Source organism: Rhizobium chutanense, assembly GCF_002531935.1.
Taxonomy (GTDB): domain Bacteria; phylum Pseudomonadota; class Alphaproteobacteria; order Rhizobiales; family Rhizobiaceae; genus Rhizobium; species Rhizobium chutanense.
Genome location: NZ_NWSV01000005.1, coordinates 355,401 through 367,362, shown reverse-complemented (window position 1 = coordinate 367,362; position 11,962 = coordinate 355,401). Strand labels below are relative to the sequence as shown.

At 61.0% G+C, this 11,962-nt stretch carries 14 protein-coding genes; 12 read left to right on the top strand and 2 right to left on the bottom strand.

Annotation, left to right across the window (positions count from 1 at the left end):
- The first annotated feature begins 204 nt into the window (after positions 1-204).
- From CO666_RS11220 to CO666_RS11205, 4 genes are read left to right on the top strand one after another with little or no spacing between them, the layout of a single operon-like run.
- Entirely contained in the window at positions 205-489 is a 285-nt protein-coding gene (locus CO666_RS11220; RefSeq protein WP_097612134.1) for a DUF2249 domain-containing protein, read from the top strand.
- Positions 490-504: 15 nt separating this feature from the next.
- Positions 505-1,878, top strand: a complete 1,374-nt coding sequence (locus CO666_RS11215) for a hypothetical protein (protein WP_097612133.1) — start codon at positions 505-507, stop codon at positions 1,876-1,878.
- Positions 1,862-2,392, top strand: coding sequence for a DUF2249 domain-containing protein (locus CO666_RS11210; RefSeq protein WP_097612132.1), 531 nt, complete (start codon positions 1,862-1,864; stop codon positions 2,390-2,392). The genes CO666_RS11215 and CO666_RS11210 overlap by 17 nt, the downstream gene beginning before the upstream one ends.
- Positions 2,379-2,678, top strand: a complete 300-nt coding sequence (locus CO666_RS11205) for a metal-sulfur cluster assembly factor (protein WP_097612131.1) — start codon at positions 2,379-2,381, stop codon at positions 2,676-2,678. Before CO666_RS11210 ends, CO666_RS11205 begins: the two co-directional genes overlap by 14 nt.
- 40 nt (positions 2,679-2,718) lie before the next feature.
- On the opposite strand, the gene CO666_RS11200 is transcribed toward CO666_RS11205, so the two are convergent.
- Complete coding sequence (locus CO666_RS11200; protein WP_097612267.1) at positions 2,719-3,933, bottom strand: NnrS family protein; 1,215 nt, start codon at positions 3,931-3,933, stop codon at positions 2,719-2,721.
- 201 nt (positions 3,934-4,134) lie between these two features.
- On the opposite strand from CO666_RS11200, the gene nirK reads away from it, so the two are divergent.
- From nirK to CO666_RS11160, 8 genes are all read left to right on the top strand, one after another.
- The gene (gene nirK, locus CO666_RS11195; RefSeq protein ID WP_097612130.1) at positions 4,135-5,292 is read left to right on the top strand and encodes a copper-containing nitrite reductase; all 1,158 of its coding nucleotides are present in this window, start codon (positions 4,135-4,137) and stop codon (positions 5,290-5,292) included.
- Between the two features lie 79 nt (positions 5,293-5,371).
- Complete coding sequence (locus CO666_RS11190; protein WP_097612129.1) at positions 5,372-6,325, top strand: SUMF1/EgtB/PvdO family nonheme iron enzyme; 954 nt, start codon at positions 5,372-5,374, stop codon at positions 6,323-6,325.
- Between the two features lie 2 nt (positions 6,326-6,327).
- Positions 6,328-7,023: a Crp/Fnr family transcriptional regulator gene (locus CO666_RS11185; protein ID WP_097612265.1), complete on the top strand. Its 696-nt coding sequence runs from the start codon at positions 6,328-6,330 to the stop codon at positions 7,021-7,023.
- 39 nt (positions 7,024-7,062) lie between these two features.
- Positions 7,063-7,743, top strand: coding sequence for an NnrU family protein (locus CO666_RS11180; protein WP_179869658.1), 681 nt, complete (start codon positions 7,063-7,065; stop codon positions 7,741-7,743).
- 167 nt (positions 7,744-7,910) lie between these two features.
- Entirely contained in the window at positions 7,911-8,237 is a 327-nt protein-coding gene (locus CO666_RS11175; protein ID WP_097612127.1) for a hypothetical protein, read from the top strand.
- 189 nt (positions 8,238-8,426) lie between these two features.
- Complete coding sequence (locus tag CO666_RS11170; protein WP_097612126.1) at positions 8,427-9,152, top strand: response regulator; 726 nt, start codon at positions 8,427-8,429, stop codon at positions 9,150-9,152.
- A 497-nt stretch (positions 9,153-9,649) separates the two neighbouring features.
- Positions 9,650-9,973, top strand: coding sequence for a TraR/DksA family transcriptional regulator (locus CO666_RS11165; protein WP_097612125.1), 324 nt, complete (start codon positions 9,650-9,652; stop codon positions 9,971-9,973).
- 261 nt (positions 9,974-10,234) lie between these two features.
- Positions 10,235-10,690 (top strand): pyridoxamine 5'-phosphate oxidase family protein, encoded by a 456-nt coding sequence (locus tag CO666_RS11160; protein WP_097612124.1) that lies wholly within the window; start codon positions 10,235-10,237, stop codon positions 10,688-10,690.
- 318 nt (positions 10,691-11,008) lie between these two features.
- Here the strand turns inward: CO666_RS11160 and CO666_RS11155 are convergent, their stop codons facing one another.
- Positions 11,009-11,842, bottom strand: a complete 834-nt coding sequence (locus tag CO666_RS11155) for a universal stress protein (RefSeq protein WP_097612123.1) — start codon at positions 11,840-11,842, stop codon at positions 11,009-11,011.
- Positions 11,843-11,962: the final 120 nt, after the last annotated feature.

The window sequence follows — 11,962 nt, the reverse complement described above, 5'->3', positions numbered from 1 at the left end:
CCTCTGTCAAAATCAGAATGCTTTATGACCTCCGGCCGCGCGGTCTTCCTTGTCCCAGATCAATGAGGACGCTCGGCCGGGAATCATCCGGATATTTGTCCGCCATCAAAGTGGCTTTCCGCAAAGCCCTTTACCGTCTCGTTCTGGCGCGGGACGAGCCGCGATCCCGCCAGTCTGCAAGACGCGGCAAAAGGAAACAGCCAGATGACCGATGCGCAAACCATCCACGCCGAAGCTCCCCACATCGATGTCAGGACGATACATCCTATCGAGCGGCATCCCCGGATTTTTGGCACGCTCAGCGCACTGACCCCCGGCGACGCCATGCTGATCACCAGCGATCATGAGCCCCGTCCCCTGCATTACCAGCTCGAAACCGCATTTCCGGGAAAATTCCTCTGGGAATATCTGGAACAGGGGCCTGACGTCTGGCGCATACAGATCACCCGCCAGGATTCCGGTTGCGACTGCTGCTGCGGCAGCCATTGAGTTCGGGGCAGCGCGATGATGCCGGTGGGAGCGACACTGTCGCGTTGGACGATGTCATATTTCGGCGCGGCGCTTTTCTTCCTGCTCTTGGCGGAAGGCCTGCTTTCGGCCGGAGCCTGGACGCCATCGGCGAATGTTGCCGAACCCCATGCGCTGATCATCGTCCATTGCATCACGATCGGTTGGCTCGGCCTCCTCATGATCGGGGCGCTTCTGCAGTTTACGCCGGTTATGACCGGTCTCGGCCTGCCGACCGGGCGGCTCGACCTGCCTTGCCTTGCGGGTTCCGTCGCCGGGCTCGGACTTCTCCTTTTCGGCTTCCATCTGATCGATGCAGGATCCGGTGCGGCAGGCCCGGTCATGGTCGCCGCATCATCGGTGCTGCCGGCATCGCTGTTGTCGATCGGATTCGTGCTTCTCTCCGGTCTGTGGCGCGGCAGGGCGGCTCACGCCGCCTCGCCGCTCGTCATGATCGGCATGGCATGCCTTGCTGTGACCTTGGCGTTGGGGGCTCTGTTCGCCGTCACGGTCTCCGGGCTGACAGAGGCCACGGGCATCATCGCCTTCGTCGCGAATGCCGTGCCGTTCCACGCGAGCTTCGGCCTCGCCGGCTGGATGAGCTTCGCCGCGATCGGCGTCAGCTATAAGCTGCTGCCGATGTTTTTGCTTTCCGACGATATGAAGAAGTCGCCGTTCATTCGTGCCACGGGAATGCTTACGGCGGGCACACTTGCCGTGGCAATGGCCTCGACGATATCTGCACCCGTCCTGGGCCAGCGCCTCTTCCTGTTCGGATCGCTGCTCTTCCAGCTGCCGGTCGCGACCTACCTCGCCGACCTGTTTTCGACTTACCGCGCGCGGCGCCGGAAGAGCCTCGAACTCAACATGGCTGGATCCCTGCCGGCCTTCGTTCTGCTGGCGCTTTCGGTGCCGATGTTGACTATCGCCCTGGCATCCGATGCCCCGCCCCAGCTTTTCACCGCCATAGGCTACCTGTTCGTCTTCGGCTGGCTGACCGGGTTCGGTCTGTCGCAGCTCCTGAAGATCGTTCCTTTCCTCACCTGGATCGAAGCCTTCGGACCGCTGCTCGGACGCCGGCCGACGCCGCGCCTGGCCGAGCTGATAAACGGACGCCGGGCGACGGCCTGGCTCTGTATCTTTTACCTCGCCGTCATTGCGGCGGCCGCCGCGATCGCGCTCGGATCGGATGCAGCCTTTCATCTTGCGGCGATAGCCCAGACTTTTTCCACCGCAGCTCTCGCGATCGAGCTCGCGCTTGCCCGCACTCTGGCGAATGTCGATCCGGCCGCCAAGAGCGCACCCTTTCAACCGCCGGCGCTTTTTACCGCCGCCAACCACAGAGGTAACGCTCATGGTTCAGCTTCGTGAACTCGACGTCAGACAGATCCTGCGCGACGGCGGGATGCCGTTCCAGCTCATTATGGATACTTTCGCCAACCTCGGCCCCGGCGAGGGCGTGCGGCTTCATGCCATATTCGAACCCATCCCCCTGATCCGCCAGCTGGAGCAGCGCGGCTATTCGCATCTCACCAAACGCCTGGCCGACGACGACTGGGAAATCGATTTCGTTCCCCAGGGAAAGCCGGACAGCGATCCCGTGCCGGCAACTGCAACCGCGGAGACGATCTGGCCGGAACCGACCTGGAACCTCGATCTGACCGACCTCGCCCCGCCCGAACCGATGGAACGCATCCTTTCACGCCTGGAATCGATGGAGAGCGGCGAGGTGTTGTTTGCGCTGCTGAACCGTGAGCCTGTCTTCCTGTTCAACGAGCTCAAGGCGCGAGGCCATGAGTGGATCGGAGATTTCGATGCCAGCGGCAAGATCTACAGGATCATGGTGAGGGCAACGCCGGCGAATGTTTCCGATGCCCGCGCATAAGGTCTCCAAACCAACGATCCTGGCGGCATTGCGCGGGATCGAAGACCCGGAACTCGGGACGGATATCGTGACGCTCGGGCTGATATACGGCATCGAGATTTCGGATGATGGCGCCGTCAGAATAGAAATGACGACGACAACCCGCTTCTGTCCGGCCTCCGCCTTCATCGCCGAGGCGGTGAAGGCCAGGGCGGAAGAGATCGAAGGCGTTTCGGCCGCGGTCGTCGATATGGTCTACGAGCCGGCCTGGTCGCCGGAAATGATCGGACGATTGCCGGGCGCCTGAATGGGAGCGCCGCCACCGGTAAACGGGGCGGCGCTCTTCCTCATGGCTTGCGCGCGGCCAGAGGTTTGCGGTCCCGGCACAGGAACGGCGCATGTTCGAGCGCAAACAACCCGAAGGCAACCGTCCAGCCGACAGCGGACGCCATCAGTATCTGGGTCGTGAAGGCGGGCGTCAGCTCTGCCATGGGCCGAAGCAGGGCCACGGCGGCAAGCACGATGTAGGATGCATTCGTCACCCGGCTCGACTTCAATTTCCGGCCCGTATGACCTCGGCTTGCTCGGGTCATGACCGCCAGCATCATCATGGACATGGCGCCGATCGCAAAGAGATGAAGAACGGCGACCTGGGGCAGCCCCATCGGCCCGAGGGCGACGGCGGCAAATCCCAGCGGTACGAAACCATAGGCAATGTGAAGCACGAAGAGGATGGGCTCCGGCCAGGTCGTCCATCCCCGCCAGCGGAAAAGCCGTATTGCGTTCATCATTGCCGCAACGGCGGCAAAAAAACCGGTCGCGACGGCTTCGGGCGCAACCGCCCAGGCGGCGAGAGAAATGGCGCCGACGACGATCGCCGCCGCGTCGAAACGATTGTAGGCGACCGGAAAATCCGTGCGGCCGCGCTGATTGATCCAGTTCCTGGTAAAGCTCGGCAGAATGCGCCCGCCGACGATCGTGACGAGCAGGACATAGGCGCCGAGGCCGAGACGGATGGCAAGCGCCGGATTGCCGTCTCCGATCACCTCGAGATGAAAGAAGAGATTGGCCGCCGACAGGACCGCCAGCCCGGCGATGACCTTCAGATCTTTCCATTTCCTTCCCGCAATCACCTCTCGTGCCGATAGGGCGAGCATGAGCGGGAGAAAGAGGCTGTCGATCGCGGCGGCGGCCGTCAAACCAATGCTGCCGCTGAACAACATGGCGAACCGGCCGATGCACCATACCGCAAAGAGTGCTGCCAGCGGGCGCCCCGAGATGGGAAGGCGGCCGGTCCAGTTCGGGATTGCGGTCAGGAGGAAGCCTGCCAGGACAGCCGGCGCGAAACCGAAGAGCATCTCGTGCGCATGCCAGTAGAGCGTGCCGTAGTCGCTTGCCACGGCGACGCCGTCGTTCAGGAACGCCGTCCAGAGGCCGATGCTGACGATCGCCCACAATGCCGCGGCCAGAAAGAAAGGCCGAAAGCCGTAGGAGAACAAGACCATGCCGGAACGGCTCATTCCCCGCGGCGCCCTGGTCTCCACGTCCTTTATAGTCTGCATGGTCAAGATCTCCATTTTGATCATGCAGAAATGCCCGGATGGAAGATGGCAGTCGTTGAGATTACGCAAAGAAGATCTTTCGAACTTTGCGCCGGCACAAACAGCCAGTTTGCGCCACGTCAAAGATTTCCGTCGGCTTTGTTCTACTCTCCCCTTCGACAGGGCGGCGTCCGCCCGGTCTTCGACTACAGGAGATTAGCAATGACGAATACTCTGCAAATGACCCGGCGCACGATGCTGACGGGTGCTGCTGTTGCCGGAGCGCTGACGCCAATCATCGTATCCAACACGGTGGCCCATGCCGATGAAGAGGTCGCCGCAGCGGAAGCGCTGAAGACCGTCAAGCCGAGCAAGGTCGACATATCGAAGCTTCCCCGCGAGAAGGTCGAGCTCGTCAAGCCGCCCTTCGTTCATGCGCACGAGCAGAAGACCGCGGACGGGCCGAAGATCAAGGAATTCACGCTTACCATCCAGGAAAAGAAGATGATCCTGGACAAGGATGGCACCGAGATCAACGCCATGACCTTCGACGGATCGGTTCCCGGTCCCTTGATGGTGGTCCATCAGGACGACTATGTCGAGCTCACGCTGGTAAACCCCGACACCAATGCGATGCAGCACAACATCGACTTCCATGCCGCCACCGGCGGGCTGGGCGGCGGGGCGCTGACGGTCGTCAACCCGGGCGAGAGCACCGTTCTTCGCTTCAAGGCGACCAAGGCCGGCGTCTTCGTCTATCACTGCGCCCCTCCCGGCATGGTTCCGTGGCACGTCACATCGGGCATGAACGGTGCGATCATGGTGCTGCCGCGCGAAGGTCTGAAGGACGGCAAGGGCAAGCCGCTCGTCTACGACAAGGTCTATTACGTCGGCGAGCAGGATTTCTACGTGCCGCGCGACGAAACCGGCAAGTTCAAGACCTATGACAGCCCCGGAGAGGCGTATGAGGATACGGTGGCCGTGATGAAAACGCTGACGCCCACCCACATCGTCTTCAACGGCGCGGTCGGAGCCCTGACCGGCGACAATGCGATGACGGCCAAGGTCGGCGAAACCGTGCTGATCGTTCATTCCCAGGCCAACCGGGACACCCGGCCGCATCTGATCGGCGGACATGGCGAATATGTCTGGGCAACCGGCAAATTCCTCAACCCGCCCGACACCGACCAGGAAACCTGGTTCATCCCCGGCGGCACGGCAGGTGCCGCCCTTTATACCTTCGCTCAGCCAGGCATCTATGCCTACGTGAACCACAACCTTATCGAGGCCTTCGAGCTGGGGGCAGCGGCCCACTTTAAGGTGACCGGCGAATGGGATGACGATCTCATGACCTCGGTCAGGGCACCGTCGGCAAGCTGACCTGGCGGAGGGGGCGGTGCGCGGGCCAGGGGTGGCCCGCGCACCCATCTCATTTTGGGGGCGCTATCTGCGAAAAACCATGGCCCGCATTGCAGCCATCGAACCAGTTTCAGGCATATCGATTGCAATTCCCCTTGCGCTGCTCGTGGCACTTTCGGTCGCTGTCGCAGTGCAATCGGGATTGCTCGTGACGGCGGGCCCCGACAGGACGGTTGCCGCGCCGCAGACCGTCGTGATCGCGCCGCATGGCTTCGCCTACCGCGACGCCACCGAATATTTCCGCAACGGCCTGGCCGTCGATGCGCCCAAGCTGGATAGGGAAGTGACCACGACGCTCGAAATCATGAAATATCAGACCACGCTTCGCGACTATAACCGCTGCGTGGCCGATGCCCGTTGCGAGCCGGCCGAACAGCGATACGAGACGCCGTCCCAGGAGAAAATCCCCGCAACCGGCGTGAGCTATGACGATGCGGTCCGCTACGCGGCCTGGCTTTCGGAACGCACTGGCGCCGAATGGCGGCTGCCGAGCGATTTCGAGCTGGCCTATGCCGCGGCCGATCGTTTTCCCGACGATGCTCTCGGCATCGACCCCAACGACAAGAACCCGGCAAACCGCTGGCTTGCGGACTACGAGCGCGAAGCCCGCAGGGCGGCGGCGATCGACCCACGGCCGCAGCCGCAGGGCTCGTTCGGAATCAGTCAAACCGGACTGGTCGATTTCGCCGGCAACGTCTGGGAGTGGACCTCGACCTGCAACAAACGGGTCGATCTCGATAGAAACGATCCCGCGGCAGAGCCGGACCCCAGGAATTGCGGCATCATGATAGCCGCAGGCAAACACCGCGCCCCGATGAGCAGTTTCGTGCGAAATCCCAAGGGCGGCGGATGCTCGGTCGGAAGCCCGCCCGACAATCTCGGCTTCCGCCTCATTCGCAGGCCGGGCTTTCTGGAAAGCGTGAAAGACTTCGCGCAAAGAGCAATGGCGGAAATGTTCGGACCGGCGACGAATGCCCGGGGCAGAGCAGGATGACGATGAAAATTGACCGGACGATTTTGAAATCATTGCCGCTCTTCGAGCGCATGACCGATGCGGATCTCGATTCGATGCTGCAGCACGCGTTGCCGCGCCGCATCGCGCCGGGAGACGCGGTTTTCGAGCAGGGCGCTCGGGCAAAGTCGTTCTTCCTGCTCCTGCACGGACGTCTCAAGGTGACGCAAGTGACGCAGGACGGACAGCAGATCATCGTTCGGATGGTTCATCCCGGCGACCTGTTCGGCTTTGCAATGGCGCTCCGCCGGGAGGATTACCCGGGAACGGCCGTCGCGGCGGCTGAGAGCCTCGTCATCGCCTGGCCGACGGACATGTGGCCGCGGTTCGTCGAACAGAACCCGCGCCTTGCCGTGACCGCGATGCAGACGATCGGCCAAAGATTGGAGGAAGCGCACACGCGCATCCGTGAAATGTCGACAGAGGAAGTGGAAAAGCGAGTGGCCCACGCCGTCCTCAGGCTTTCCAAACAGGCTGGCCGGCCGGTTGAAACGGGCATCCGCATCGATTTCCCGATATCGCGCCAGGATATCGCCGAAATGACCGGAACGACGCTGCACACCGTCTCGAGAATTCTCAGTGCATGGGAGGCGAAGGGAATGGTGAAGGGTGGCCGCCAGAAGCTGACGGTGACCGATCCCCAAAAGCTCCTCAATCTCGCCGACGGCATACGGGATTGATGCCGATCGGGAATTGCCTGCAAAACCAGGAGAATGAACTTGACCGAGTTCCTTGCCGCCTTCGCGCTTTTCGTAGCGCTTCACTCCATCCCGGCCGTACCGGTCATTCGCTCCGGGATCATTCACCGCGTCGGTCGGCCGATTTATTTCGGCAGCTATTCGGTCATTTCCATTCTGGCGCTGATCTGGGTTTTCTCCTCGGCGCTCGCAATGGATTACATGCCCCTGTGGGAGCTGCGGCCGTGGCATGCCGCGGTCACGTTCGCACTCGCGCCCCTGGGCATCTTCCTCGTCATCGCCGGACTTTTAAGCACCAATCCTCTTTCGATCACGCTGAACGCGTCGCCCACACTCGGTTCCGTCACCAGAATCACCAGACACCCCGTTCTTTGGGGATTTGCCGTCTGGGCAGGCGGCCATATCGCTGCAAACGGCGATCTGCGCTCCCTATTGCTGTTCGGAGGGTTTGCCGGATTTGCATTGGCGGCAATTCCGATGATCGAAAAAAGAGCGAAGCGGCGCCTTGGCAACTCCTGGGCTGATCTGGCGGAACATAGGTCGATCTGGCCGCTCGCTGCCTATTTCAAGGGAGAGCAGCCGATGATCGACATGCCAATTCTGCTCGCGGTCCTCATGACCGCGAGCGTGACAGCGTGGCTCCTGCTCGCACGAGGTCATAGCGCGATGTTCGGTGCCGATCCCGTCGCCATCTTTGCCTGACCAACGCGCTGCCGCCCTGCCGCGAGACAATGACCGGCACGCGCCGCCGTGGCCACGCGGATATACCGGCATCGCATTGATCGAGGTCAAAGTGTCTTTGCGCTGGCGTCGTAACGTTGGAGAAAATCTGGAAGCAACCGCGACCAGCCTACGAGCGGAGCAATAGAATGCCGTACGATATCATTACAGCAAGCCTGAACGCGAGGGACAAGTCCGGGCGCATCGAGGTGCGTTTCGGCGCCGACAAAAAGACTGTTGTCGTCTCGCGACGCGCATTGCTGTCTATCGCCTCGCCTCCTCGCGCCACCGAAGTGCGCCTTCTTCAGCACATCGACACGTTCTGTGAAATTGCGGCAAGCTGCCTCGCATCGGAAGGGATGGACGGGGATACGATTCTGATCACCGCAAACGACGTCCGCAGGTGGTGCCATGCCTGGGAGTCATCCGGCTTGGCGGCCGAAGCGCCGGCAGCACCCCGTCTTCTGCTGGTTTGAGACCGGATTCTGAATCGGGATCTGAATCAAAGCAGTAGAGGATGAAAAGCCGCTCGCCCTTCGGCATCGTTCCCTCCCCCTACCGATGAGAACAACCGACCGGCTGCTGGTGACATCGGGACAGCGAGCGTGTTAAAGACGATGCCATTGGACACGATCTGTAACGAGCAACGGCTTGACGGATGGACGATGGCAACAGCTCAGAATGACGCGCATCTTCTCGTCGTTGACGACGACCCGCGCATTCGCCAGATGTTGACGCGCTATTTCGAGGGCGAGGGCTACTCAGTCTCCGCCGCCGCCGACGGGACCGAGATGCGGGTACGCCTGCGCCAGCAGACCTTCGATGCCATCCTCCTCGATCTCGTCCTTCCCGGCGGCACTGATGGTCTCGATCTTGCCCGTGAAATTCGGGCCACCTCGGATGTCCCGATCATGATGCTGACCGGCCGGGACGATGTCGTCGACCGGATTGTCGGCCTGGAGGTCGGCGCCGACGACTACATCGCCAAGCCTTTCCATCTCCGGGAAGTCCATGCCCGTCTGAAGTCGATCCTGCGCCGCCGGCAATCTTCGCCGCGCAATGCAGAAGCCGCGAGCGAGGAGATCATCGGCTTCGAGGATTGGAAGCTCAATCTCAGCCGTCGTCAGTTGCTCGACCCCGACGGCGCGGAGGTCGAGCTGACGACCGGCGAATTCGATATGCTTGCGACCTTCGTGCGGCATGCCGGCCGGGTCCTCACGCGCGATGTGCTGATGGATCTCACTCGGGGACGAAATCTCGAAGCCTTCGACCGGACGATCGACGCCCAGATCGTCCGCCTGCGCCGCAAGATCGAAACCGATCCGAAGAAGCCGCAATTCATCAAGGCCGTGCGTGGCGTCGGTTACGTCTTCACCGCCAGGCTCGACTGACGTTCTCAAAAGATGGCGCCGTGTCCAGACCAGCCATTTCCTCCGCGACGAGGAGCTGGTCAGGCAGAGTTTCTCCGAGAGAACGGGTTCTCTTCGGGATTGCGCCCGCCACTCCGGGTTTATCACGGCATCGGAGTACTGCCGGAAGGCGACGTCTCCTGAGTCACGTCATGTCCATAGCGCTATTAGGGCTTTTCTCCAGGCGGTACCCGCTTTGATCCAAGGAGATTTCAGCGAAGCTTGACGGAGATCAACGATAGTCGCTCGAGACGCCACCATCATGATGTCTGACCTGAAGGAGGTTCGTCGTGAGCGATACTGAGCTTCGAAGGTACATCTCGATGCGCTGCAATTGAAGTCGAGCGCCGATGCCGCCCACATCTGCCGCAGACAGCGGCGTCGTGCCTCTGACGGACCGTACCAAGCCTATTCGCATACTCGACGACCGGCTGTCGGTTGGTGGAGGGGCCGGCAAACGGCGGCCAAGGAGGATGTCAATGACGAACGAAGTGATGGAAAATAAACTGAAAGCCTTGAAGACGGACCTGCAACGCCGGCTGTCGGCGATTGACGCCGATCTCGGTGCCGCGCTGGATCCAGATAGCCAGGATCGTATCACGCAGGTCGAGAACGATCAGGTGCTGACGGAAATGAGACGGGAAGCGAGCGAGCAGATCGCATCGATCGACGCTGCTCTCGAGCGGCTTAAACACGAAACGTTCGGTCGTTGTGTCAGGTGTCTCCGGCCAATCGAGACAAAAAGGCTGGATGCCCTTCCCTACACACCTCTTTGCGTCGCCTGTGCTCACCTGTCGATCTAGCGACCGACAGCGGCAGACTGCCCGCAGAGATCGCGTGAACGACCCTGCCGGGTCGCGTGCCCCGATGGCGGGGCCACGCCCATTCACTGACAAACGTGTCGTCCGCAACCGAAATCACCGGATTGTGACACGCTCGATGAAAGGGGCGCGCGCGGGCAACGGCTCTCGCCCCAATATGGTTTTCAGTATTGCGATTCATCAATGCGTGAAACGGGCATCGGCCTATCATGACATCGCAAACATGAGCGAAAGGAGCGCGTCATGTCATTGGGATTACGCGAATACACGCAGGCCGAGTGCCGTTCTGCCCTGGAAGAGGCTCGTTTTGGGCACCTGGCCTGCTGCAAAGACAGCCAGCCATATGTCGTGCCGATCTATTTTTCATACGAAAATGGCGTGGCCTATTGTTTTTCGATGCCTGGCCGCAAGCTGGAATGGATGCGAGAAAACGATAAGGTCTGCCTGCAAGTGGATCAGCGGGTGGGCGGCGGCTGGGCGAGCGTCATTGTCGAGGGAAAGTTCGAAGAGTTTCCCGATACCGATGTCGGCAGGAGCGAACGTCTGCACGCATGGGAGCTGTTGCAGAAGCACTCGGATTGGTGGGAAGTTGGCTCGCTCAAGCCGAAAGAGCTTCCGGTCCTGGCCGAGTCTCCGCACGTATTCTTCGGAATTTTTGTTCACGCTTTGTCGGGCCGCGTTGTTTTCAGAAGTGACTAAAAGGCTGGAGTGGGAGATGCAGAGAACGCAAAACTGCAGATGATGCAGCGCGCGCTGTTTGGCGCCACACTCGAGATCAATTTCCAGCGGCCGCCGTTCAGCAGCGGTCGTTGCCCTGGTGCCTTCGTCACGGCGGCAGATGCCAAACAGGTCGTCCGATCCCGCGAGAATAGGATTGGTGATGCATGTCATCCAATTGCACAGGCTTTTGGACGACATGCATAAGGACAAAATCCAAGCACGCCGCTCTGGAGAAGGCCGATCCCTGCAGCCTGCGTGCCCGCAGCCGAACATGTCGAACCGACCGGCCCAGCAATTTCAATGGGCCATGAAGATCGGCATCTTGCTTTCTTCGATCATGCTGCGGGTCACCCCGCCAAAGATCGTTTGCTGCCAGCGGGGATGATTGTACGCGCCCATGACGATGAGATCGGCGGAGACGTCGACCGCGTGCTGCCGCAGGACCTCGTCTGCCGGCTGTCCGCCGCTGGCGACGCGGTCCACCTGAACCTTGACGCCGTGACGCGCGAGATAGGCGGCAATGTCGGCGCCCGGTTCTTCCCCGTTCACGCCTGCCCTTGCCACCGGATCCACCATCGTGACGTAGACGGTGTCGGCCTGCCTCAGCAGGTCAAGCGACTGGCGAGCGGCGCGGGAAGCTTCATCGCTCGAATCCCATGCGAGAAGAACCGATCTCGACGATGAATTCATTGCCCGCGTTCCGCGATTGATGAGGATCGGAGTGGGCGTTCGGAAGAGAGCACCGTCGATGATGCGTTTGCGAAGCTCTTCGTCGCGGGCCGCCTGCCGTCCGATCAGGACGACATCGGCATAGAGAGCCCTTTCGGCGATATCCTCGTCTGCCAACGCGAATTCGGTATAGACGTCCTGAACCTCGTAGGAGATATCGCTTCGGCCGAGAATTTCCTTGATCTCTTCGGTCTTGTGGGAAAGCGCGTCGATCTCGCGCTGGCGCTCCTCGATCCAGACGGGCGAGATGGCATTATAGTCCCCGATGATCGGAGACGCTCCCAGCGCGATGACGAGCGCATTCAGATGCGCAGCCTGAGCGCCGCAAAAGTCGATTGCGGTTTTCAGATCTTCCTCGAACTGGTTGACGCCGAGGATGCTTAATACTGTCCTGATTGTCATGTCGATATACCTCTCTGATTGGTGTCAGAAGGATAACCAGCCTGGCGGCGCGTTCCTTGACCTTCGTCAAAGCGATGTCGATTTTGGCGGTATAGCCTGTCTATCGACAGACAGGAGCAG

What these genes read in the sequence shown, in the direction of transcription:
- CO666_RS11170 (WP_097612126.1), top strand. Translation starts at nt 8,427, where the DNA reads ATGGCAACAGCTCAGAATGACGCGCATCTTCTCGTCGTTGACGACGAC.
- CO666_RS11155 (WP_097612123.1), bottom strand. Translation starts at nt 11,842, where the DNA reads ATGACAATCAGGACAGTATTAAGCATCCTCGGCGTCAACCAGTTCGAG.
- CO666_RS11205 (WP_097612131.1), top strand. Translation starts at nt 2,379, where the DNA reads ATGCCCGCGCATAAGGTCTCCAAACCAACGATCCTGGCGGCATTGCGC.
- CO666_RS11190 (WP_097612129.1), top strand. Translation starts at nt 5,372, where the DNA reads ATGGCCCGCATTGCAGCCATCGAACCAGTTTCAGGCATATCGATTGCA.
- CO666_RS11210 (WP_097612132.1), top strand. Translation starts at nt 1,862, where the DNA reads ATGGTTCAGCTTCGTGAACTCGACGTCAGACAGATCCTGCGCGACGGC.
- CO666_RS11220 (WP_097612134.1), top strand. Translation starts at nt 205, where the DNA reads ATGACCGATGCGCAAACCATCCACGCCGAAGCTCCCCACATCGATGTC.
- CO666_RS11215 (WP_097612133.1), top strand. Translation starts at nt 505, where the DNA reads ATGATGCCGGTGGGAGCGACACTGTCGCGTTGGACGATGTCATATTTC.
- CO666_RS11185 (WP_097612265.1), top strand. Translation starts at nt 6,328, where the DNA reads ATGAAAATTGACCGGACGATTTTGAAATCATTGCCGCTCTTCGAGCGC.
- CO666_RS11160 (WP_097612124.1), top strand. Translation starts at nt 10,235, where the DNA reads ATGTCATTGGGATTACGCGAATACACGCAGGCCGAGTGCCGTTCTGCC.
- nirK (WP_097612130.1), top strand. Translation starts at nt 4,135, where the DNA reads ATGACGAATACTCTGCAAATGACCCGGCGCACGATGCTGACGGGTGCT.
- CO666_RS11175 (WP_097612127.1), top strand. Translation starts at nt 7,911, where the DNA reads ATGCCGTACGATATCATTACAGCAAGCCTGAACGCGAGGGACAAGTCC.
- CO666_RS11200 (WP_097612267.1), bottom strand. Translation starts at nt 3,933, where the DNA reads ATGCAGACTATAAAGGACGTGGAGACCAGGGCGCCGCGGGGAATGAGC.
- CO666_RS11165 (WP_097612125.1), top strand. Translation starts at nt 9,650, where the DNA reads ATGACGAACGAAGTGATGGAAAATAAACTGAAAGCCTTGAAGACGGAC.